This window comes from Inhella proteolytica, from assembly GCF_016093275.1.
In the GTDB taxonomy this organism is placed as follows: domain Bacteria; phylum Pseudomonadota; class Gammaproteobacteria; order Burkholderiales; family Burkholderiaceae_C; genus Inhella; species Inhella proteolytica.
In genome coordinates, this window is record NZ_JAEDAK010000009.1 from 176,512 (window position 1) to 198,414 (window position 21,903).

Consider the following 21,903-nt stretch of genomic DNA (forward strand, 5'->3'; position numbering starts at 1 on the left):
TCAGGGCAACCAGAGCTCGAAGCGCGTGCCTCCGCCCACGCGCGGCAGCAGGTCCACCCGACCGCGCACGGCCTCGCGCCGGTGCGCGCGCGCCACGGCGGCGCACAGCTGCATCCCCAGGCCGGTGGAGCTCTGGGCGCTGGGATCTTGACTGCCCAGGCCCGGGCCGTCGTCTTCCACCGTGAACAGGAGCCCACCCGCCTGCGATTGCACCGAGAGCAGCACCTCGGCGCGTGCGAAGCGCCAGGCGTTGTGGAGCGCGGCTTCCAGCGCCAGGCGCACCAGGCGGGCGTCGAAGTACCAGTAGGGAGGCAGCCCCGCGGCCGGACACAGGTGCAGCGGCGCCCCTTCCGGGCGCGAGGCAATGTGCTCCAAGGTGCGCAGGAAGTCGGCCGGGGCTTCGTCCTCCAGCTGCGCGCGCAGGCCCTGGCGGCCGCCGTACAGGGTCAGGTAGGCCACCAGGCGCTGGCGCAGCTGGGCGCAATGCTGGTGCGCGCGCGTGGCGCGGGCGGCATCCGGCTGCAGGCTCAGGCTGGCCAGTTCGGCTTCCAATTGCCCGAGCTGGTTCTTCAGGTCGTGCGCCAGCAGGGCCACGAGTTCGCGATTCACGCCTTGTCTTTGCTGATGCTGAAGTTGCCGTCACGCTGCAGCGTGGCCAGGGTCTCGCGCAGGTAGCGGCGCATCTGCGCCACGCGCTCATGGCCGGGCAGCAGGGTTTCCAGGCGCTCCAGGTAGTCGCGCACGCGCTCCAGGCGCACGGGGTCCAGGCTCTTGTTCAGGCGCAGCCACATGCAGTTCATCTGCGTGCACTCCAGCAGCACGGTGGTGTTCTCGGGGTACTCGCGCAGCTCTTCCTCGATGGCCGCGAGGGCTTCATCCAGCTTGCCGCTGCGCAGCAGGCGCTTGGCCTCGAACAGCCGCGTCTTCAGGCTCTGGGTGGCGCTGGCGATCAGGGCCTCGGCCTGCTCGCCCTGGCCGTGATCCTGCAGCGCGCGAGTGACGAGCTGCTGCATGCGCTTGTTCTCGTGGTCGGCGCACAGGGCCTGGCGCATCAGGGCCAAGGCGCGATCGTTCTGGCCGGTGGCCAGCGCCGCACGCGCGAGCGCCAAGGTGGCGAAGTCGCCCTTGCTGCCGGCGCCGGCCTGCATCTCCAGCGCCTGGCGGGCGGCGGCCTGGGCGCGCTCGGTCTCGCCCGCGGCGGCGAGCGCCTGGGCCTTGATGGCCAGGGCCACCTGGTCGAAGGCGGCGCCGCGGGTCCCGCGCGCGTGGGCCTCGGTCAGCAGGGTCAGCGCCTCCTGGGTTTCGCCTTGCTCCACCAGGGTCTGCGCCAGCGCCAGCGCATCCTGCGGCTGGCCCATCATCGAACCCTGGCTGCCCTTGTAGGCCTTGGCATAGGCCTGCTTGGCGGCGCCCAGGTCACCGCTGCGGTAGGCGGTGTCGGCCATCAGGCGCTGGCGGCGGGTGGAAGGCACGGCCTGCGCGGCCTGCTTCATGGCTTCAAGCGCGCCGGCCGTGTCGCCCTGGCCTTCCAGGGCTTCGGCCAGCAGATCGAAGGCGGCCAGGCATTTCGCGCCATCGCGGCTGGCCAGCACCTCCTGCGCCAGGTTGCGGCAGGCCTCAAAGGCGCCGCCGGCCTTGTAGGCGCGCATCAGGCCGATCTGCGCCCACAGCAGGCCGGGGCGCAGCTGCAGGGCCTGCTGGTAGGCCAGCTTGGCCTCGTCCACCATGCCCAGCTGCAGCTGCAGCTGGCCCTTGTATTGCAAGGCCTGCATGAACCAGCGGTCCTTGCGCGCCAGCAGCTCGTCGGCGGCGGCCAGCGCGGCGTTCAGGTCTTCCTTGGCGATGGCCTTGGTGATGGGCAGCAGGGCCTGGCGCTTTTCCAGCTGCGCCTTCAGACGCTCTTCGATATCGCCCGCGGTGATGGGCTTGAGCAGGTAGGCATCAGGCACCTGCTCGCTGGCCGAGGCCACCGCGCTGTAGTTGCTCTCCGCCGTAACCATGAAGAACAGGCAGTCGGGTGCCAGGATCCTGTTGTCACGCAGGTACTCGAAAAGCTGCTGACCGTCGGTCTTGTGGTTGAGGTTGTAGTCGCACAGGATCAGCTGGTAGCGCTTGTTGCGGATCTGGCGCAGCGCGTCCTCGGCCGATCCGGCCGCATCCACATGCTCGATGCCCACCATGTGCAGCTGGCTGCGCAAGGTGGTCTGCTGCGTGGCCATGTCGTCGACGACCAGGGCCTCGATGCCGGCATAGGGGTTGTCGATTCGCACCCTTGAGTCTCCCTGCCTGGATTGGCCTTCGAGAGCTTACGCGCTGCGTCGCCGCGCATCCTCTGATCTGGCGCACGGCTTTGGCAACTCGCTCACGGTAGGCTTGTCCTATGCAAAACCCCACCCTGCACATCCGCCGTGTCGGCATCGACACCTGGCGAGAGAACGTGGCCTATCTGCACCGGGACTGCCCGGTGGTGCGCGCCGAGGGCTTCCAGGCCCTCTCCAAGGTGACCGTGCACGCCAATGGCCAGGCGATCGCCGCGGTGCTGAACGTCGTGGACGACGAGCGCATCGTGCCGCCCTGCGATCTCGGGCTTTCCAAGGAGGCCTTCGCACGCCTGCAGGTCGAGGAAGGGCATGCCGCACGCATCGAGCACGCCGAGCCGCCGCCGTCCATCGCCGCCCTGCACCGCAAGATCGCCGGCGAGCGCCTGGGGCGCGCCGATCTGTTCGCAGTGATGGCCGACATCGCCGCCGCGCGCTATTCGAAGATCGAGCTGGCGGCCTTTGTGGTGGCCACCAACCAGTTCGAGCTGGACCGTGACGAGGTGCTGCATCTGACCGAGGCCATGATCGCCGCCGGCCAGCGCATCGACTGGCGCCAGGACATCGGCCTGGGCCCGGTGGTGGACAAGCACTGCATCGGCGGCATTCCGGGCAACCGCACCTCGATGCTGGTGGTGCCCATCGTCACCGCCCATGGCATGTGGTGCCCCAAGACCAGCTCGCGCGCCATCACCAGCCCGGCCGGCACGGCCGACACCATGGAGGTGCTGGCCGAGGTGGAGCTGCCGATGGAGCGCCTGCAGAAGATCGTGCGCAGCACGCGCGGCTGCCTGGCCTGGGGCGGCACGGCCGATCTCTCGCCGGCCGACGACATCCTGATCTCGGTCGAGCGGCCGCTGGCCATCGACTCGCCCGGCCAGATGGTGGCCTCGATCCTGAGCAAGAAGATCGCCGCCGGCTCCACCCATCTGGTGCTGGACATCCCCGTGGGGCCCAGCGCCAAGGTGCGCTCGATGCCCGAAGCCAACCGGCTCAAGCGCTTGTTCGAGTACGTGGCCGGCCGCCTGGGCCTGCAGCTGGAGGTGATGGTGAGCGATGGCCGCCAGCCGATCGGCCGCGGCGTGGGCCCGGTGCTGGAAGCGCGTGACGTGATGCAGGTGCTGCAAAACGACCCCGAGGCGCCGCAGGACCTGCGGCAGAAAGCGCTCTGGCTGGCCGGCCGCATGATCGAGTTCGACCCCGACGTGCGCGGCGGCGAGGGCTGGCGCATCGCGCGCGACATCCTGGAAAGCGGCCGTGCGCTGGCGCAGATGCAGGCCCTGATCGACGCCCAGGGCCGGCGCGGCGCGCCATCGCCCACGGCCGCGCTGCTGCACGAGGTACGCGCACCGCGCTCCGGCGTGGTGGTGGCGGCCGACAACCACCGGCTGGCGCGCATCGCCCGGCTCTCCGGCGCCCCGCAGGTGCCCGAAGCTGGCATCGACCTGCGCGTGCGCCTGGGCGACACGGTGCAGGAAGGCCAGTTGCTCTACCGCATCCACGCCCGCTTCGACGCCGACCTGCAGTTCGCCCGCGAACTGGCCGAGACCGACAGCGGCTGGCGCATTGGCAGCAGCACCGAGCTGCCGCGTGACTTCGTGGCCTCCGAATGAGCAGCGCCCCGCAGTTGCTGCTGGCCTGGGCCGACGAGGCCGCGCTGGCCCAGGCGCTGGCGCAAGAGCTGGGCTGCCCGCTGGCCCTGGTGGAGGTGCACCGCTTCCCCGATGGCGAGAGCCGCCTGCGCCTGCCGCCCCGCCTGCCTGCCCACACCGTGCTGCTGCGCGGCTTGCAGCAGGCGAACGAGCGCCTGGCCGAGCTGCTGCTGGTGGCCGGCGGCGCGCGCGAGCTGGGCGCGCAGCGACTCCGCCTCGTCACGCCCTATCTGGGCTATATGCGTCAGGACATCGAGTTCACACCCGGCGAGGTGGTGAGCCAACGCCATATGGGTGCCCTGCTGGCACGGGCCTTCGACGCCGTGCTGACGGTGGACCCGCATCTGCACCGCGTGGCCACGCTGGACGCGGTGATGCCCGGCTGCCAGGGCGTGGCCCTGAGTGCCGCGCCCCTGCTGGGCCGTTTTGTGGCCGCGCAGCGCCCCGGCGCGCTGCTGCTGGCACCGGATGGCGAGGCGGAGCAATGGGTGGCCGCGGCCGGCGCCGCCACGGGTCTCGCCCATGCCGTCTGCCACAAGGAGCGCCACGGCGATCTGCAGGTGCAGATCGCCTTGCCCACGGGGCTGGACTGGCAGGGCCGTGCCGTGGTGCTGCTGGACGATGTGGCCAGCACCGGCGGCACGCTGGCCCTGGCCGCGCGCCTGGCCTTGGCGGCCGGCGCCGCCTCGGTGGACGTGGCCGTGACGCATGCGCTGTTCGTGGGCGAGGCCGAGGCGCGCGTGCGCGCGGCCGGTGTGGGTCAGATCTGGAGCAGCGACTGCGTGCCCCACCCCAGCAATGCGGTGGCGGTGGCGCCGCTGCTGGCGCAGGCCCTGCTCAACTGAGCAGGATGGCGCTGCCGCGCACCTCTTGCGCGACGCGTTGGATGTAGGCCTGGAAGCCGGCGTCCTCGCCGCGCAGCAGGGCCGGCAGGCTGAAGAAGAAGTCGTCACGCGCGCACCATTCGCGCATGTAGTCGTCCCAGCTGTTCCAGCGCCGCCGCTCGCTCGCGCTCATGTCCTCCTTGTAGGCCACGAGGTAGGCGCGCTCGAACAGGCTGACCAGCATGTCGAAGATCACCTGCATGCGCTCGCGCTGCTCGGGCGTGGGGTTCTCCAGCGCAGCGGTGGTGCGCAGTTGCAGGTCGCTGTTGGCCAGCACCACCTTGAGGAAGTCGTTGTAGGCATTGGCCAGCAGCAGGTAGGCCTCCTCCTCCTCGTTCTCGCGCTCGGCGCGTTCCTGTTTCATGAACACGATGACGGCAAAAGGCAGGCCGATCACGGTGACCACGAAGCTGGCCATTTCCCAAAACTCATGCCAATTCATGGGGTTCCTTCAGCAGTCGCGCGGCGTCGTCGGCCACCCTCCGCATTGACGCGGTCAGCGCCAGGGCCAGAAGCCGGCAGGGGTGACGCCGCAGGTTCATTCATGCAACTGTCCCATGCCGAAGTGCATCCCCCGGCGAACGGTCCTTCCGACCTATGCTGATCACCCCAACCTTTCCGCCCCGCTCCCCATGCACGCAGACCTTGCCCGCGCCGTCGATGCCGCCTTCGAGGACGACAGCGAAACCGATCTGGATGAGCTGCTGGCGCGCCTGGGGCAGGCCATTGCGGCGGCCCCGCAGGATCGGGCGCTGCGCCAGCTGCGCCTGCGCCTGAGCGAAGCCATCGGCCTGCGCGAACTGCAGATCGAGGACCTGAGCGCCCTGGTGCAGGCCGATGCGGACGATCTCCAGAGCGCTTTGACCCTGGCCCTGCACCGCCACCGCTGGGCGGGTTATCTCGCCGCGCCGGCGTACGACGGAAACGAAGACGAGGAACTGGACGACGCAGCGGCCGAAGCAGCCGCCCAGGCCGAAGAGGCCCAGCGCCTGGCCCTGGAGCAGCTGTCCCTGCAAGAGTTGCGCCGCCTGGCCCAGCACCCGAAGGCCGATGCCGACTTTGTAGAGCAACTGCTGCAAGGCTGGCAGGAACGCGTGTTCGGGCAGGACTGGAGCCTGCTGGCCATCGCGCTGCGCGCTGGCGCCCGCTGGCCCGAGGCCCCGGCACTGCGCCGTCAACGGGCGCTGGCCTGGGCGTCCCTGGCCCACCAGGGGCCGGACTTTGAAACGCCGGACGAGCGCCCCCCGGTGGGCTTTGCGGTGGACTACGCCGGCGGCTTGCACGACCCGGCCCTGTGCCGCCGCGCCCACCAGGCGGTGGACGCTGCATTGGCCGCGCAGCCCCAGGACGCCGAGCTGCTGGACCTGCGCGCCCGCCTGCACCTGGGCCTGAGTGACTTTGCGGCCGCCGCCCAGGCCTTCGAAGCCGCCGCCCAGACCTGGCGCGCCCAGGGCGACGAGGACGCGGCCACCGAGTCCGCCGACTGGGCGCGGCGCTGCGCCGCCGGCCGCAGCGCCCTCTCCGACGACTTGCTGGGTGGGCTGGAAGAGGCCGTGGCGCGCCTGGGGCAAGGCGCCGACAGCCCCCCGCGCAGCGAGGCGGCCGCGGCCTTCCTGGCCGAGATGAACGAGAACATGGCCCGCCTGCGCAGTGAGCTGGAAGGCCAGTTGGCCGAGGCGCGTCCCGCCATCGAGGCCGAAAACAGCGCCCCCAGCGCGGAGGAGCTGGCCGAACTGGAAGCCCTGGCGCAGACCCTGGCCCCCAAGCTGGCCGGCCTGCTTGCCTTCGAGCCCCTGCGCTGCCGCGAGGCGCACCCGCGCGCGGCGGAACTGCACCCGCGCCTGGCCGAGTTCGATGCCCAGATGCAGCAGCTCGGCTTCGAGCGCCTGGCCTGGATCGAAATCCAGGACTACTCCGAGCGCTTTGGCGCCATCACCTTGACCGGCGTCTGGCCCCATCCGTCCGGCGAGGCCACGCTGCTGAGCACCGCGGTGGCCGCCCTGCAGGTGAGCGAGTTGGAGACCGAGTTCAGCGACGGACGCCAGCTCATCACCAGCCAGAGCCGCGGCCGCAACTACTTTGGCGGCGGGCCGCAAGTGGACGTGCTGTTCGTCGATGCCTCGCTGCCGCTGGAAGAGGTGATCGAGCTGCACCGCGCCCGCGTGGCGCACGAGCTGGCGCACACGCCGGGGCTGGCGCTGCGCCCGTGGAAGAACGCGGCCGACTTCATCGCAGCCCAGGAACGGCAGCGGCAGGCCAAGCTGGCCTACCGACTGGCGGTGGGCAAGGACGGGTGGGAGGCGCGCTCGGTACCGGTCAAGCACCCGGAGGTCTTCGTGCCGCTGATGCGCGAGGCCGCGCTGGCCTATGTGCGCGACGCCCAGGCACGCCACGCCGGCAGCGCCTGAACGGCTTCCGCCCCGGGGTCTGAGCGGCCGTCAGTCCGGCCAGAGCCGGCGCGCCAGATCGGCCAGGCTGGTCGCCTGCTCCCAGCCCGGGCAGCCGGCCAGCTGCAGGCGCAGGCAGCTGTAGCGATGCAGCAGCAGGAGGCGAAGCTGCACCTCGCGGTCCCACTGGCGCAGGCCATAGCCGTCGAAGTACGCGGCCACCCGCGCCGCATGACCGGCGGCCAGGAAGCACAACGGACCTCCATGGTCGTAGGCGGCTGGGCCCACCAGGCCGTCGCCGAAATCGAACATGCCGGTGAGCTGCTTGCCTTCGGCATCCACCAGCAGGTTCATGGGCGTGTACTCGCCAGTCAGCAGCACGTCCGGGCCCGCGGGCAGCGGGCCGGCGATGCAGGCCTCGACCTCGGCCAGCAGGTGCTCGGGCAGGCCGGTGCGGCGCTGGCGGGCCAGGCAGCCGGCGCGCTGGCGAGCGATGAAATCTTCCCAGCGCGGCGCCAACGCAGCCTGCTCCCCCACCGGCAGCGCATGCACCTGCGCGGCCAGCGCGCCGATCTGGCGCAGCAGCGCGCCGCGTCGGGCTTCGTCCAGCTGCGGCCAGATGCGGCTCAGCGGCTGGCCGGGCAGGCGGCTCATCAGCGTCCAGGCCCAGCCCTGCTGCTCGCCGCTGGCCTGCAGTTCGGGCGTCGGCACGGCCAGGCGCCCGTGCAGGCGCTGAAGCAGGCCGCGTTCGAAGGCCCAGTGATCGCGCAGAAAAGGCGGGTAGAGCTTCAGGATCTGCTGCTCGCCCACGCCGGCCACCAGCACCGTGCCCTCGCCCAGGGGCTGCACCGCCCCCGCCAGCCCCAGGCCACGCGCCAGCTCGGTCAGCAGCGGTTGCCAGCGTTGCGGCTCGTCGTGCAGGGCGTCGAACCCGGCCGGGCCGTCGAACGCGGGGAACTTCAATTCATTCATGCAGTGGAGCGCGCAAAGCGCCGGCTGGCGTCGTAGGGGAACACATCATGCACATGGCCGGCCAGGATGCGTTCCTTGTGGCCCTGCCAGAAGGCCGGATCCAGCAGATCGGCATGGTGCTTCATGAAGGGCTCGCGCACGCCGGGGTGGCCGAGCAGGAAGGGGCCGAAGGTTTCCGGGAACACGTCGCCCTTGTTGACCGTGTACCAGATCTCGCCGCTCATCTCCTCTTCCTCGTTGCGCGGTGCAGGCACCTTGCGGAAGTTGCAGTCGGTGAGGTACTCGATCTCGTCGTAGTCGTAGAACACCACCTTGCCCTGGCGGGTGACGCCGAAGTTCTTCCACAGCATGTCGCCCGGGAAGATGTTGGCCGCCACCAGGTCCTTGATGGCATTGCCGTACTCGAGCACCGCGGCCTCGCGCTGCGCGTCGCTGGCGTCCTGCAAGTAGATGTTCAGGGGCACCATGCGGCGCTCGATGTAGACATGCTTGAGCACGATGTCGTCGCCGTTCTCCTCCAGCAGGCTGGGGCAGAAATGGCGCAGCTCCTTGATGAGCTCCTCCTCGAAGCGGTGGCGCGGCAGCGCGACGTTGCTGTACTCCAGCGTGTCGGCCATGCGGCCGACGCGGTCGTGCTGCTTGACCAGCAGGTACTTGCTCTGGATCAGCTCGCGCGTGGTGTCCTTCTGCGGCGGGTAGAAGTCCTTGATCAGCTTGAACACGAAGGGGAAGCTGGGCAGGTCGAACACCAGCATCACCATGCCCTTGATGCCGGGGGCGATGCGGAACTTGTCGCTGGAGTGGCGCAAGTGGTAGAGCAGGTCGCGATAGAACAGGTTCTTGCCGTGCTTCTGCAGGCCGATGGCGTTGTAGAGCTCGGCGCGCGGCTTCCTGGGCATCAGGCTGCGCAGGAACTGCACCGTAGCCGAGGGCACTTCCATGTCCACCATGAAGTAGGCGCGCGCGAAGCTGAAGAGCATGAGCAGGTCGTCCTCGCCGAACAGCGCGCCGTCGATCACCAGGCCTTTGTCGCCATGCAGGATGGGCAGCGCGAACGGCGTCTCGTGGAAGCCGTTGATGATCTTGCCCACCACATAGGCGCCCTTGTTGCGGAAGAACAGGCTGGAGAGCACCTGCACCTGGAAATTGGTGCGCCATTTGGCGCCGGCCATCTGGCGATCCACCGCGGCCATCACGGCACGGGTGTCGCGCTCGGGGTCCTCGAACGGGGCCTTGAGCTGGAAGTTGGTGACGATGCGGCGGAAGGTCTGGTCCAGCTTGCCGGGCTCGGGGTAGTAGGCGCGGTAGGTGGGCTTGGCGGCGGGCTCGTCGTTCTCGATGTACTCGGTGCTGACGGCCGGGCGCACGAACAGGAAGCTGTTGTGGAAATAGCTGTGGTGCAGGATGCGCGTGCACACCGAGTTGAAAAAGGTCTCGGCCAGCTCGGGCTGCAGGTGGTTGGTCAGCAGGCCGATGTAGTGCAGCTTGACCTGCTGCCACACATCCATGGGCAGTTGCGAGGCCTCGTAGCCGAGCTCCAGCAGCTCTACGCACTCGCCCACCCGTTGGTCGTAGAAGGCGATGCGCTCGGCCTGGGCCTTTTGTTGGCCATGCCAGTCGGCGTTTTCGAAGCGCGTCTTGGCCTTCGCGGTGGTCTCACGGAACAGGCGGAAGTGGCGGTTGAAGCCACCCAGCAGGGCCTGCGCGATCTCGTAGGCGCGGGGGTCGTTGAGCTGATGGGGAAACACCGCGGGCTCCGTCCGGTCACTGCACAAGTCCCCAGACTATCCCGGCCGCGCCAGGCCTTTGGCGCGAGCATCCGCGCCGGGCGAAGTCAGCGCGTGCCGGAGGCCGCCGGTTGTGGGCTGGGCACCACGTCTTCGCGCAAACTGCGCACCATCGCGGCGCACTGCGCCGGCTCAGGCGGTGGCGCGGTGGCCATCAGCTGGTCCAGGCTGCGGTAGGCGCGCTCGTAAGGCGCCAGAGCGTCCGCGTCCGTTTGACCCCGGGCGCGGCCGCGCTGCAGCCACTGCTGGCGGCAGCCCAGGCGCACCGCGTCCGCTGCGGCCTGGTTGCGGGCCTGCCAATCGGCCCAGGCGGCAGCCAGCTCGCGCGCGTCGGCAGCCGGGTTGCGCTGGCAGCCCTGCAGGGGCAGGCGCAGGGCGCGCTCGGGGTCGCAGCGCAGCAGCTCGTCAATGCGCGGTGCGTCCTGGGCGTGGGCGGCTGCAGCCAGCAGCATCACCAGTGCACCCCAGCAGGACCTCATTCCTCGGCCAGGTAACGCCGCGCCACCCGCTCCAGGCCCTTCTGGTAGGCCGGCATCACATCGTCCGGCCCGGCGGCCGTGATGCGCAGGTCCTGCAGCAGGCCGTTGTGCAGGCCATAGACCCAGCCATGCACCACCACCGACTGGCCGCGCCCCCAGGCATCCTTCACCACCGTGGTGTGGCAGACGTTGCGCGCCTGCTCCAGCACGTTCAGCTCCACCAGTGCGTCCACGCGCAGGGCTTCGGGGATCTTTTCGAGCAGTGCGGCATGCTGGTCGCGCACGTCCTGCACATGGCGCAGCCAGTTGTCCACCAGCCCCAGGCGGGCGCCGGCCAGCGCGGCCTTGACGCCGCCGCATTGCGAATGGCCGACGACGATGATGTGCTGCACCTTCAGCCCATCCACCGCGAACTGGATGACCGAGAGCGCATTCAGGTCGGTGTGCACCACCAGGTTCGCCACATTGCGGTGCACGAACAACTCACCGGGCAACAGACCCACCAGCTCGTTGGCCGGCACGCGACTGTCGGCGCAGCCAATCCACAGGTATTGCGGCGTCTGCTGGCCCAGCAGGCGCGTGAAGAAGCCGGGCTGGCGCTTTTCCTGCGCGGCCGCCCAGTCGCGGTTCTTGGAAAACAGTTCGTCGAGATCCTGACTCATGCTCGATAGCTTGCGTACAGATGCCGGTCCAGGACCCGCCCTTGCTTGATCACACTCTGGCGCTGCAGGCCTTCGTACTGCATGCCGATCTTCTCGGCCACGCGCCGGGAGGGTGCATTGCCGTCGTAAATGCCGGCGAAGGCCCGCGTGATGTCCGGCTGGGCCAGCGCCTGCGCCACCACCTCCCGCGCCGCGCGGCTGGTCACGCCCAGGCCCCAGAAGGTGGGCGCCAGCCACCAGCCCACCTCGGCATTGCAGCGCAGCGGGCCCTGGCCGGGGTGGAAGCCGGAGCCGCCCTGCGGCGCATCGTTCAGGCAGATCGCCCAGGTGCTGCCGGCCTGGTGGCCCTCAGTGACCCACCAGCGCGCATCGTCCAGCGTGTAGGGCATGGGCCAGGTGTCCACCATCCAGCGCGCGATGCGCTCATCGTCGGCCAGCCGCTGCAGCGCCGGGGCATCAGCCTCGCGCCAGCGGCGCAACTGCCAGCCGGGCAGGCCCAGTTCGATGCGTTCCTCGCTCATACGCCCGCCTTGGGCACCCGCGCCCCCAGCCAGCCCAGCGGCCCCAGCAGCAGGCTGCAGCCGAACACCCACCAGAGCGTGAAGGTGCCGCCCTCGAAGGCCAGAAAGCCCAGCGAGCGCAGCACCAGCACGGCGATGGCCACCATGCCGAGCAGCAGGCACAGGGCGCCGCTGACCTTGGTCATCAGCTGGATCGGCCCGTCATTGGCCGGCACCACGAAGAGGCCGTAGCCCAGCAGGGTCAGGCCCGGGTAGGCCAGCCAGGCCGTCCAGCCCGGCTGCAGCTTCGTGACCTCCAGCGCGGCGGCCGTCAGCACCCCGCCCGAGAGCAGGCCCAGAACCACCATCAATGCGCCGAAGGCCAGCACCATCACATCGTCTCCGCAAAGAGTTCGCGGCCAATCAACATGCGGCGGATTTCGCTCGTGCCCGCGCCGATCTCGTACAGCTTGGCGTCGCGCCACAGGCGGCCCAGCGGGTACTCGTTGATGTAGCCATTGCCACCATAAATCTGGATGCCTTCGCCGGCCATCCAGGTGGCCTTCTCGGCGCACCAGAGGATGACGGAGGCGCAGTCCTTGCGCACCTGGCGCACATGGGCGGCACCCAGCTTGTCCAGGTTCTTGCCCACCGTGTAGCAGAAGCTGCGGCCGGCCTGCAGCACGGTGTACATGTCGGCCACCTTGCCCTGGATGAGCTGGAACTCACCGATGCTCTGGCCGAACTGCTTGCGGTCGTGGATGTAGGGCACCACGTTGTCCATCACCGCCTGCATGATGCCGATCGGGCCGGCGGCCAGTACGGCACGCTCGTAGTCCAGGCCGCTCATCAGCACCTTGGCGCCCTGGTTCAGGCCGCCCAGGATGTTCTCGGCCGGCACCTCGACGTCCTGGAACACCATCTCGCCTGTGTGGCTGCCGCGCATGCCCAGCTTGTCCAGCTTCTGCGCGGTGCTGAAGCCCTTCATGCCCTTCTCGACGATGAAGGCTGTGACGCCGCGTGCGCCCAGCTCGGGCTCGGTCTTGGCGTAGACCACCATGGTGTCGGCGTCGGGACCATTGGTGATCCACATCTTGCTGCCGTTCAGCAGGTAGTAGCCGCCCTTGTCCTCGGCCTTGAGCTTCATGCTGATGACGTCGGAGCCGGCACCCGGCTCGCTCATCGCCAGCGCGCCGACATGCTCGCCGCTGATCAGCTTGGGCAGGTACTTCTGCTTCTGCGCCTCGCTGCCATTGCGCTTGATCTGGTTGACGCACAGATTGCTGTGCGCGCCGTAGCTCAGGCCGATCGAGGCCGAGGCGCGGCTGATCTCCTCCATCGCCACCATGTGCGCCAGATAGCCCATGTTGGCGCCGCCGTACTCCTCGGGCACGGTGATGCCCAGCACGCCCAGCTCGCCCATCTTGCGCCACAGGTCCATCGGGAACTGGTCGCTGCGGTCGGCCTCGGCGGCACGCGGGGCGATCTCGGCCTCGGCGAAGCTGCGCACTGCGTCGCGCAGCGCGTCGATGTCCTCGCCCAACTGGAAGTCAAGACCTGGGAGATTCATGGGGTTACCTGCAGTTTCCGAAAAGAGAAGGATTCTAGGGAGCGCCCCCTACGATGCCGGCCATGCGACTGACCCAGATCCTGTTTTCCCAAGGCTTCGGCACCCGGCACGAGTGCCTGGGCATGATCGTCAACGGCGCCGTCTCGCGCGCCGGCGCGGTGCTGGACGACCCCGAGCTCGACCTCGACCCCGCAGGCCTGGTGCTGACCATCGAAGGCCAGGACTGGCCGGTGCACGAGAAGGCCCTGATCCTGCTACACAAGCCCACCGGCTTTGAATGCAGCATGAAGCCCAAGCACCACCCTTCGGTGCTGAGCCTGCTGCCCGGCCCCTTGCGCGTGCGTGGCGTGCAGCCGGTGGGCCGGCTGGACGAGGACACCACCGGCTTGCTGCTGCTGACCGACGACGGCGCGCTCATCCACCGCCTGACGCACCCGAAGAAGAAGGTGCCGAAGCTCTACGAGGCCACGCTCAAGCACCCGATGGACGAGGCCGCGCGCCAGCAGCTGCTCAAGGGCGTGGTGCTGAACGACGATCCCGAACCCATCCAGGCCGCCGCGGCCGAGCTGCTCGAACCTACGCGGCTGATCCTGACCCTGACGGGTGGGCGCTACCACCAGGTCAAGCGCATGGTGGCTGCGGTGGGCAACCGCGTGGAGGCCCTGCACCGCAGCGGCTTCGGGCGGCTGCGCATCCCGGCCGATCTGCCCCCCGGTGCCTGGACCTGGGCCGACCCGGCTGATCTTTGAAGCGGTATTAAGTCACCGGATCAGCGGCTGCATCCCGCGATTGGGCGGTACTGGCCCCGATGCGCCGGCGCCGCATCCCGACTAAATTCCGGGCAGTGGCTGCCTGTTCGGCGGCTCCTGATTCACAGCCCCGCCGAGGTAACCCCATGAAGAAGTTCGCCCTGATCGCCTTGCTCGCCCCGCTGAGCGCCTTTGCCGCCAACGACAGCCTGCGTACCGAATGCGCCGCCCGCGAAGGCAATGCCGCCAACGAGTACGAGTTCGTCTACACCAAGGGCAAGCTGGGCTGCAACGAGCGCCAGTACAACCTGTACCTGGCCAGCCTGGACCCCGCCAAGGTGCTGGCCGCCAATCCCACCGCCGCCGGCAAGCCGGCCGTGGAAGAGCACCAGTTCAGCTACCGCAAGGGCAAGCTGAAGGCCCAGTAAGCCCAAGCTGCGCTGACGAAAAAGCCGACCCAAGGGTCGGCTTTTTTCATGGCGGATCACGCCGCCGAAAGGCGTCAGTCGGACTGCGCCAGCGTGCGCTGATCCAGTTCGCGCATCGCCACGGTGGGCGCCGCACCCGGCTCGGCCCCCGGCCGGATGGCCAGGAAGAAGGCAAAGCGCTGCGTCTTGCCCGCTGAGGCCTGGCTGTCCTGGCATTCCGAGTAGCGGACCGCGCTGCGCACGGCGCGGCGGTACTCCATGGGCCCACCGCGGGTCTCAACCCCGCTGATCACGCCGTCGCGCAGTTCGAAACGCACTTGGTAATCGGCGTCACGTCCAATTTCCGCGACCTTGCGTGCCAGGCGGTCATCCAGGCTGACCGCCATCGTCGGGCAGGTGCGCTGCACATCCACGCGCAAGCCCTGGTGCTGACCCGATACCTCCACACGATCCAGGGCCGCCGGGTCCGCGGCCACTGCAGTCAGCGGGCTCACGCACAGCGCGCAAGCGCCCAGCAGGATTCTTGTTGTTCCCATTCCAGACATGGTGCTCTCCATTCGGTTTGTCGTTCGGAGTACAAGCCACGGCCCTGCGGGCCATCGCCCGCCTTCGCAGCCTGTGGATTTCCGGCCGGAGCACCCAGAGTCGCGCGCCACGAGACGACGGCGGCCGGAACCGGTCACCCACCCCCCTGAGGTATGGCGACCAGGGCGTCGATTCTGCGCGCAGCAACAAATCGTCACAACCTTTAAAAACGACCCTGAAGCAATCAGGGTTAGCACCTGATTTGCACTGAAAAAGACAAAGGCCGACCCGAAGGTCGGCCTGGCGTCGCAGGGGGCCGATGGAGCCGCCGAATGGGCTTCAGTTGGCGCTGGCGGTCAGCGGCTGCGGCAGCTCGCGGATGGCAAAGCGCTGCGCGCCGCCGGGTTCGTCGCTGTTGCGGATCGCCAGCACGAAGGCGAAGCGCTGCGCCTGGCCGGCGGTCTGGGCGTCCTGGCAGTCGACCTTGCGCATGGCGGTGCGCACGGCCTGGCGGTAGTCCACCGGGCCGCCCAAGGCCTGCACGGCGCTGACACGGTCACCCTGCAGGTCGAAGCGGACCTGGTAGTCGGCATCCAGGTTCACGCGATAGATGCTGCGGGCCAGCGCGTCGCTCAGGTCGGCGGCGAGGTTCGGGCAGGTGCGGTTCACGTCTACGCGCATCGACTGGCCCGCGACTTCCACGCGGTCCAGATGAGCGTTGTCGTCACGGGCCTGGGCGGCGCCGGAGCCGAGCGCCAGCACGGCGGCCAGCAGGGGGGCGAAAGATTGCAGACGGGTGCGGGTCATGGTGCTCTCCAAGGGGCGTTGGTTTGACGAACCCAGAGCCCAGCGCGGGCCCATGCCCACGCCGGATCTGAAGTCAAACCCCGGCCGTAGCACCTTGCGTCGCGCGCCGCGGGGAACGCAGCGGCAGGGGTCAGAGCCCCCGTTTCCGAAGGCCTGACAGCGATCTTGTGCCCGTTTTCAAACGCCCCGAAAAGTCACAGGAGAGGCTTGGCAATTGGTGTAACTACCGGCACCGTGCGCCTTGGCATGCCGCGGCCTGCAGGGCGTCGATCTCGCGGTCCTTTTCCTCCCAGAGAGCCTGCAACCAGGCTCCGAAGCGCTTGCGCAGCACCGAGTCCTCGATGCAATCGCCCTGCACGAACTCGGCGGGGATGTCGCGCTCATGCACGCGCACGATCACCCGCCCGACGCGGCCGCAGGCCAGGTCCCAGTAGGTCGGCACGCCGTCGGGGTAGACCAGGGTCACGTCCAGCAGGGCGCGGAACTTCTCGCCCAGGATGTTGACCGCCAGGGCCAGCGCCCCGCTCTTGGGCTTGAGCAGATGGCGGTAGGGCGATTCCTGGCGCTGGTGCTTGTCCGCCGTGAAGCGGGTGCCCTCGGCGAAGTTCATCACGCTGGTGGGTGCCAGCGCGAAGCGTGCGCAACTGCGTTTGGTGGTCTCCATGTCCTGGTGGCGTAGCGCCGGGTTCTTGCGCAGCGCCGCCTTGCCGTGGCGGCGCATGAAGGGGAAGTCCAGCGCCCACCAGGCCACGCCGATCACCGGCACCCAGATCAGCTCCTGCTTCAGAAAGAACTTCAGGAAGGGAATGCGCCGGTTGAAGATCTTCTGCAGCACAAAGATGTCGACCCAGCTCTGGTGGTTGCAGTTCACCATGTACCAGCCGCCGGGCTTGAGCTGCTCCAGCCCCTGCACGTCCCAGGGCGCACGGTTGATCAGCGCGATCCAGGCGCTGTTGCAGGCGATCCAGCTCTTGGCGATGCGGTTCAGCCAGGGGTCGATGGCCTGGCGTGCCGCCTGGAAGGGCAGCAGCAGCTTGACGAGCGAGAGCAGGAACAGCGGGGTGCACCAGAAGAGGGTGTTCAGGCCCAGGAGAACGGAACTCAGCACGCCCAAGGGGGCGGCCAGCGCATTAGCGGCCATGGGGTCAACGCAGACTTGAAAAGAATGCGCATTCTGCGGGCGAGGCTGCATGTCGCTGCCGACGGCTCTTGACGCACCGCAAGCACCTGCTCCCGGGCTGGTGAAAATGCGCCCCCCGCACGCGGTGCCAGATGTCACCGCCTATCCAACAAGACAATTCAGGGAATTTCATGTCCAAGCCCTTGCAGGGCGCCACCGGGTTGGCGCTGCTTCTGTTGTTGTCCGCCTGCGGCGGCGGTCGCGATAGCGAGGCCGGCCGCCCCAAGTTTCCGGTGCCACCCGCGCCCAGCCCGGCACCTGCCCCCAGCCCGGCACCCGCGCCGCTTCCACCCATCAGCCTGAACAACGCACCCAGCGACCCCTGCGTCAGTGGCAGTGCCCCTGCAGCGACTCTGGCCCATGGCCTCGGCCCAGGCAAGAGCAGCGCCGTCAGCGTGCTCGGCTGTACTGGGCCACTGAGTGACATGCGCTGGCAGCAGCTGGATGGTCAGCCTCTGCGAATGCTGGCCGAGCGCAGCCAGACCCTGGCTTTGGAGCCCGCACAGGCCGGCACCTACCGCTTCAAGCTCAGTTTTCGTGACGCCAACGGTGCGGCTCACGAGCAGAGCGTCAGCCTGAACGTGCCCGTCAGCCAGCGCCCCAACCTGTTGGTACTGCGTGGCAGCCATTCCGTCCGCGAAGGGGGCAAAGCTTCGGTGCGCGCATGGCCCGCCGATGCCGGCAGTGTGCAGTCCATTCGCTGGGAACAGATTGAAGGTCCCTCGGTGACCTTGGACACGCGCGACCCACGCTTAGCCCTATTTACCGCGCCGGCCGTCAGTCGCGACACCCTGATTCGACTGCGCGCCACGCTCACCACCCGCAGCGGAGTCACGGATGTGGACGAAGCCCTGGTCCTGGTGGAAAAGTATGCCCAGGCCAAGGCCGACAACCCGAGCGCAATTTGGAGCGATCAGCATGTCTCTCGCGTGCACCCCTACTTGCCGGGTGGACGTCATGCCGATCATCTTGTGCCCTGTGTATACGACGCCGCACAAACCGACGACACCCTCTGTCCCTTGAGCCGCCTGCCCCTATTGGCCCAGGAAACCGGTGGCGCCCTGCCCACCGTAGAGCAGGTGATGGCACGGGTGGTGGTCTCGCACGACTGGATGGGCCGGAACTTTGAAGCCCTGCTACGCCAGCATGACAGTCGCGGCGACTTCCGTCGCATGCTGATGAGCACCACCGCCGTCGTCATCGGCGCTCAGGTGCGGCCCTCGTTCTATTTCGCTGCTACGGGCGCCATTTATCTTGATGCCGACAATTTTTGGCTCAATCCGGACGAGCGTGACACCCTGAACGAGGCCCCAGACTACCGCAGCGGCTTCGGCTCGGCTCTGCAGTTCAGCCAGCTCTGGCGCTATGTGCGCGACGGCCGCTCGATGTTCAGCTACTACGACCCCGAGCAGCGACGCACGCGCTCAACGGACGAAGTGCTCAACGAGTCGGCCGCCCTTCTCTACCACGAGCTCGGCCATGCGCTCGACTTCCTGCCGCCCGGCACCTACGCCGGTCTGGATACCACCCAAGGCGTCTGGGCCAACATCTGGCCGCGCTACTCGCAGCGCCGGATCGTCTCCGACCTGCTGACTGCCGCCCACCCACTCAGCTCCAGCGAATGGAAGGGCCTGGGCCAAGTACTGTTCCAGGGTCAGAGCCCGGATGCCACGCAGACCGCCTACACGCCGGCCCAATTGGGTGCCGCCTTCGAGGCCGACCGTGCGACGGACTTCTACGCCTACTCGACCGCGCGCGAAGACGCTGCCATGTTGTTTGAGGAAGCTCTGCTGGCCAGCCGGCTGGGCTACCAGCGCGACGTGGCACTGACCGACCGCATCCAGGCCGGCGCTACCGGCAGTTCCATCATCGTGCGCTGGGGTCAGCGGGGCCGCGTGGGCGATCCGCGCATCAAGCCACGCGCCCGTTTGGTGCTGGAACAGATGTCACCTTGGCTGGATGCTGGCCTGGTGGACGCCCTGCCCGCACCCAAACCCATGCGCGTGGGCGAGAGCTGGACTGCCAACCTCGGTGCAGCGGGAGCACCGGTACGGCGTGCTTCGTCGGCCGTCAGCCCCAGCAAGGCCGAGCTCGCGCTGATGCGCAAGGAAGCGCAGTTGCATGACCACAGCGGCCGACCCAAACTGCCCCGCGCGCGCTGAGAACCCGGCGCCCTCCCACTCGGCGGGCGCCTAGAGAAAGCGCTCCAGCAAACGGCGCGAGGCGCGGTCCAGCGCCCAGCGGTCGGCCACGAAGAGCTGCAGGCCATGGCTGGTGGTGATCAGCAGCCGTCCCTCGCCCGGGCCGCCGAGGCGGCGGATGTCTTCCTCGGTCTTGAGGATAAATTGCAGCGGGCCGCGGTCGGTCTCCACCGTCCACTGGCTGGGGGTGGAGAAGGTGCTGACCGCGACCAGGCGCTGCAGTTGCGGATGGAACTCGCGGCTGCGCAGCTCGTCCTCGATCAGGCGGCGCGGCGCTTCGGGCAGGCTGGAGAGCCGGTCCACCCAGGCCAGCTCATGGCCATCGGGGCCGATCAGGCTCAAACCTTCGTCGGGCGCACTGATGGGATGGGCGCGCACCGGGTTCACGCCCACATGGGCCTGGTCCTGGGCGTCTGTGAGCACCAGCTTGCCGAAGGCGTCGCGTGCAAGGGTCCAGTCACTCATGCGCTCACCACATGTTGGTTGGGGTTGGGCGAAACGACCATCAGACCGCTGTCCTCGCTTTCATCGACGCGTCGGGCCTGCGCCTCCCACAGACGCCAGTAGTGGCCCTGCTGCTCGATCAGCTCGTCGTGCCCGCCCACTTCGACGATCTCGCCGCGGTCCATCACCACCAGACGGTCGGCCTTGCGCAGCGTGGAGAGGCGGTGAGCGATGGCGATGGTGGTGCGACCCTTCACCAGGTTGTCGAGCGCCTTCTGGATTTCCTTCTCGGTCTCGGTGTCCACCGCGCTGGTGGCCTCGTCCAGGATCAGCAAGGCGGGGTCGATCAGCAGCGCGCGGGCAATCGAGATGCGCTGGCGCTCGCCGCCGCTCAGGCCCTGGCCACGCTCACCCACCAGGCTGTCATAGCCATGGGGCAGTCTCAATATGAACTCGTGCGCATGCGCGGCGCGCGCCGCGGCCACGATCTCCTCGCGCGTGGCATCGGGCTTGCCGTAGGCGATGTTCTCGGCAATGGTGCCGAAGAACAGGAAGGGCTCCTGCAGCACCAGGCCGATGTGGCGGCGGTAGTCGGCCACCTTGATGCGGCGCAGGTCCACGCCGTCCACGCGGATGCTGCCCTCGGTGACGTCGTAGAAGCGGCAGATCAGGTTCACCAGCGTGCTCTTGCCCGAGCCGCTGTGGCCCACCAGGCCGATCATTTCGCCGGGGCGGATGTCCAGGTCCAGGCGCTTGATGACGGCGCGGCTGCCGTAGCGGAAGTGCACGCCCTGCAGGCTCAAGGCGCCTTGGGCCTTCTGGAAGGGCACCGGGTTGGCCGGGTCGGGCACGTTCGAGACGTGGTCGAGGATGTCGAAGATGCGCTTGGCACCGGCCGCGGCCTTCTGCGTCACCGAGACGATGCGGCTCATCGAATCCAGCCGGCCGTAGAAGCGCCCGATGTAGGCCAGGAAGGCGGTCAGCACACCCACTGTCACCGAGCCCTGGCTGACGAGCCAGATGCCGGTGGCCCAGACGACCAGCAGGCCGATCTCGGTCAGCAGCGCCACCGTGGGACCGAACAAGCTCCAGGTCTTGTTCAGCTTGTCGTTGACGGCCAGGTTATTGGCATTGGCCTCCTTGAAACGCATGGCCTCCCGGCGCTCCTGCGCGAAGGCCTTGACGACGCGGATGCCGGGGATGGTGTCGGCCAGCACGGAGGTCACCTCGCCCCAAACGCGGTCGATCTTTTCGAAGCCGGTGCGCAGGCGGTCGCGCACCAGATGGATCAGCCAAGCGATGAAGGGCAAAGGCACCAAGGTGGCCAGGGCGAGGCCGGGGTGGATGCTGAACAGGATGACGGCCGTCATGGCCAGCATCAGCACGTCGGTAATGAAGTCCAGCGCGTGCAGGCTGAGGAACACCGAGATGCGGTCGGTCTCGGAGCCGATGCGGGCCATCAGGTCGCCGGTGCGCTTGTTGCCGAAGTATTCAAGGGACAGGCCAAGAAGGTGTTCGAAGGTGGCCGTGCGCAGGTCGGCTGCGATGCGTTCCGAGACCAGGGCCAGGATGTAGGTCTTGGCCCAACCCAGGCTCCAGCTCACCAGGGCCGCACCGAACAGCCCGGCCAGCAGCAGGCCCACCAGGCCGGTGTCGATCGGCTGCCCGTTCTGGAAGGGGATCAGCACCTGGTCCATCAAGGGCATGGTCAGGTAGGGCGGCACCAGCGTGGCGCCGGTGGCGCCCATCATCAGCAAAAAGCCCAGCAGCAGCTGGCCCTGGTAGGGCTTGGCAAAGCGCCACAGGCGCAGCAGCACCCAGGTGCTGGGCGGCGTGTGCAGCTCGCGGTGGCAGGTGGGGCATTCCTCGCTGTCCGGGGGCAGCGGAGCCTGGCAGGTGGGGCACAGGGCGGCATCCTCGCCGCGTTCGGGCGGGGCCTGGCCGGCCAGTTGGTCCAGCGCCTGGGCGAAGCCGTCCTGCAGGCGCGTCACGCCCAGCTGTTCGGCCAGGGTGAAGTGCCAGTGCTGCAGGCGCTGCTGGGCGTCGCACAGCTCCAGGCAGCCCAGGCCGGCGTGGTCGTGGCAGCGAAGCTGCAGACCTGGCTGCACCAGCCAGGATTTGCGCGCCCCGACATCCAGCAAGCGGAACGCCCCCTGCGGCGCCTCGACCAGGGCCAGCAGCCCGGGTGCGAAGGCCAGCTCGCGGCTCAGGTCAACGGCCGCCAGCGCAATGACGTTCTCGCCGGCCTGCAACTGCGACCGCAAGCCGCCCTCGCCCTCCCACAGGGGGTGTTGGCGCAAGGCGTCACTCAGGGGAAAGGGCTGCATGGTTTGTTCTTCGGGTCGGCAGGCGACGAAT

At 68.6% G+C, this 21,903-nt stretch carries 21 protein-coding genes; 6 read left to right on the plus strand and 15 right to left on the minus strand.

From position 1 onward, the window contains the following. Entirely contained in the window at positions 1-609 is a 609-nt protein-coding gene (locus I7X39_RS14255) for a sensor histidine kinase (protein ID WP_198111833.1), read from the minus strand. After that, positions 606-2,270, minus strand: a complete 1,665-nt coding sequence (locus tag I7X39_RS14260) for a response regulator (protein WP_198111834.1) — start codon at positions 2,268-2,270, stop codon at positions 606-608. The genes I7X39_RS14255 and I7X39_RS14260 overlap by 4 nt, the downstream gene beginning before the upstream one ends. A gap of 110 nt (positions 2,271-2,380) precedes the next feature. Here I7X39_RS14260 and I7X39_RS14265 point away from each other — a divergent pair, with 110 nt between their 5' ends. Together I7X39_RS14265 and I7X39_RS14270 are read left to right on the plus strand one after the other, a co-directional pair. Beyond that, positions 2,381-3,931: a thymidine phosphorylase family protein gene (locus I7X39_RS14265; protein WP_198111835.1), complete on the plus strand. Its 1,551-nt coding sequence runs from the start codon at positions 2,381-2,383 to the stop codon at positions 3,929-3,931. After that, positions 3,928-4,815 (plus strand): ribose-phosphate diphosphokinase, encoded by an 888-nt coding sequence (locus I7X39_RS14270; RefSeq protein WP_198111836.1) that lies wholly within the window; start codon positions 3,928-3,930, stop codon positions 4,813-4,815. The genes I7X39_RS14265 and I7X39_RS14270 overlap by 4 nt, the downstream gene beginning before the upstream one ends. On the opposite strand, the gene I7X39_RS14275 is transcribed toward I7X39_RS14270, so the two are convergent. Continuing rightward, the gene (locus tag I7X39_RS14275) at positions 4,808-5,296 is read right to left on the minus strand and encodes a hypothetical protein (RefSeq protein ID WP_198111837.1); all 489 of its coding nucleotides are present in this window, start codon (positions 5,294-5,296) and stop codon (positions 4,808-4,810) included. The two genes, I7X39_RS14270 and I7X39_RS14275, sit on opposite strands and share 8 nt — an antisense overlap. Before the next feature lie 190 nt (positions 5,297-5,486). Between I7X39_RS14275 and I7X39_RS14280 the strand changes: the two genes are divergently transcribed. Next, positions 5,487-7,262, plus strand: coding sequence for a hypothetical protein (locus tag I7X39_RS14280; RefSeq protein ID WP_198111838.1), 1,776 nt, complete (start codon positions 5,487-5,489; stop codon positions 7,260-7,262). A 30-nt stretch (positions 7,263-7,292) separates the two neighbouring features. Here I7X39_RS14280 and I7X39_RS14285 read toward each other — a convergent pair whose 3' ends face one another. From I7X39_RS14285 to I7X39_RS14315, 7 genes are all read right to left on the minus strand, one after another. Further along, positions 7,293-8,213 (minus strand): phosphotransferase family protein, encoded by a 921-nt coding sequence (locus I7X39_RS14285; protein WP_198111839.1) that lies wholly within the window; start codon positions 8,211-8,213, stop codon positions 7,293-7,295. Further along, complete coding sequence (gene aceK / locus I7X39_RS14290) at positions 8,210-9,961, minus strand: bifunctional isocitrate dehydrogenase kinase/phosphatase (protein WP_198111840.1); 1,752 nt, start codon at positions 9,959-9,961, stop codon at positions 8,210-8,212. Before aceK ends, I7X39_RS14285 begins: the two co-directional genes overlap by 4 nt. Positions 9,962-10,047: 86 nt before the next feature. Beyond that, positions 10,048-10,479, minus strand: coding sequence for a hypothetical protein (locus tag I7X39_RS14295; protein WP_198111841.1), 432 nt, complete (start codon positions 10,477-10,479; stop codon positions 10,048-10,050). Next, positions 10,476-11,141 carry a carbonate dehydratase gene (gene can / locus I7X39_RS14300; protein WP_198111842.1) on the minus strand — a complete coding sequence of 222 codons (666 nt, stop codon included), beginning with the start codon at positions 11,139-11,141 and terminating at the stop codon, positions 10,476-10,478. The genes I7X39_RS14295 and can overlap by 4 nt, the downstream gene beginning before the upstream one ends. Next, the gene (locus I7X39_RS14305; RefSeq protein ID WP_198111843.1) at positions 11,138-11,662 is read right to left on the minus strand and encodes a GNAT family N-acetyltransferase; all 525 of its coding nucleotides are present in this window, start codon (positions 11,660-11,662) and stop codon (positions 11,138-11,140) included. The genes can and I7X39_RS14305 overlap by 4 nt, the downstream gene beginning before the upstream one ends. Continuing rightward, on the minus strand, positions 11,659-12,033 hold the full coding sequence (locus I7X39_RS14310; protein WP_198111844.1) for a hypothetical protein: 375 nt from the start codon (positions 12,031-12,033) through the stop codon (positions 11,659-11,661). Before I7X39_RS14310 ends, I7X39_RS14305 begins: the two co-directional genes overlap by 4 nt. Beyond that, on the minus strand, positions 12,033-13,211 hold the full coding sequence (locus I7X39_RS14315; protein WP_198111845.1) for an isovaleryl-CoA dehydrogenase: 1,179 nt from the start codon (positions 13,209-13,211) through the stop codon (positions 12,033-12,035). The genes I7X39_RS14310 and I7X39_RS14315 overlap by 1 nt, the downstream gene beginning before the upstream one ends. Before the next feature lie 62 nt (positions 13,212-13,273). Here I7X39_RS14315 and I7X39_RS14320 point away from each other — a divergent pair, with 62 nt between their 5' ends. Next, on the plus strand, positions 13,274-13,960 hold the full coding sequence (locus I7X39_RS14320; RefSeq protein WP_198111846.1) for a pseudouridine synthase: 687 nt from the start codon (positions 13,274-13,276) through the stop codon (positions 13,958-13,960). A 146-nt stretch (positions 13,961-14,106) separates the two neighbouring features. Next, positions 14,107-14,388 carry a hypothetical protein gene (locus I7X39_RS14325; protein WP_198111847.1) on the plus strand — a complete coding sequence of 94 codons (282 nt, stop codon included), beginning with the start codon at positions 14,107-14,109 and terminating at the stop codon, positions 14,386-14,388. Positions 14,389-14,462: 74 nt separating this feature from the next. On the opposite strand, the gene I7X39_RS14330 is transcribed toward I7X39_RS14325, so the two are convergent. The 3 genes from I7X39_RS14330 to yihG all read right to left on the minus strand — a co-directional run bounded on the left by I7X39_RS14330 (position 14,463) and on the right by yihG (position 16,861). Then, on the minus strand, positions 14,463-14,933 hold the full coding sequence (locus I7X39_RS14330; RefSeq protein ID WP_198111848.1) for a hypothetical protein: 471 nt from the start codon (positions 14,931-14,933) through the stop codon (positions 14,463-14,465). A gap of 319 nt (positions 14,934-15,252) precedes the next feature. Then, positions 15,253-15,720 carry a hypothetical protein gene (locus tag I7X39_RS14335; RefSeq protein WP_198111849.1) on the minus strand — a complete coding sequence of 156 codons (468 nt, stop codon included), beginning with the start codon at positions 15,718-15,720 and terminating at the stop codon, positions 15,253-15,255. Between the two features lie 223 nt (positions 15,721-15,943). Next, complete coding sequence (gene yihG, locus I7X39_RS14340; RefSeq protein ID WP_198111850.1) at positions 15,944-16,861, minus strand: 1-acylglycerol-3-phosphate O-acyltransferase, YihG family; 918 nt, start codon at positions 16,859-16,861, stop codon at positions 15,944-15,946. A gap of 170 nt (positions 16,862-17,031) precedes the next feature. Between yihG and I7X39_RS14345 the strand changes: the two genes are divergently transcribed. Continuing rightward, on the plus strand, positions 17,032-19,062 hold the full coding sequence (locus tag I7X39_RS14345) for a hypothetical protein (RefSeq protein WP_198111851.1): 2,031 nt from the start codon (positions 17,032-17,034) through the stop codon (positions 19,060-19,062). Between the two features lie 30 nt (positions 19,063-19,092). Here I7X39_RS14345 and I7X39_RS14350 read toward each other — a convergent pair whose 3' ends face one another. Then, positions 19,093-19,566: a cyanophycin metabolism-associated DUF1854 family protein gene (locus I7X39_RS14350; protein ID WP_198111852.1), complete on the minus strand. Its 474-nt coding sequence runs from the start codon at positions 19,564-19,566 to the stop codon at positions 19,093-19,095. Continuing rightward, positions 19,563-21,872 (minus strand): cyanophycin metabolism-associated ABC transporter, encoded by a 2,310-nt coding sequence (locus tag I7X39_RS14355; RefSeq protein WP_198111853.1) that lies wholly within the window; start codon positions 21,870-21,872, stop codon positions 19,563-19,565. Before I7X39_RS14355 ends, I7X39_RS14350 begins: the two co-directional genes overlap by 4 nt. Positions 21,873-21,903: the final 31 nt, after the last annotated feature.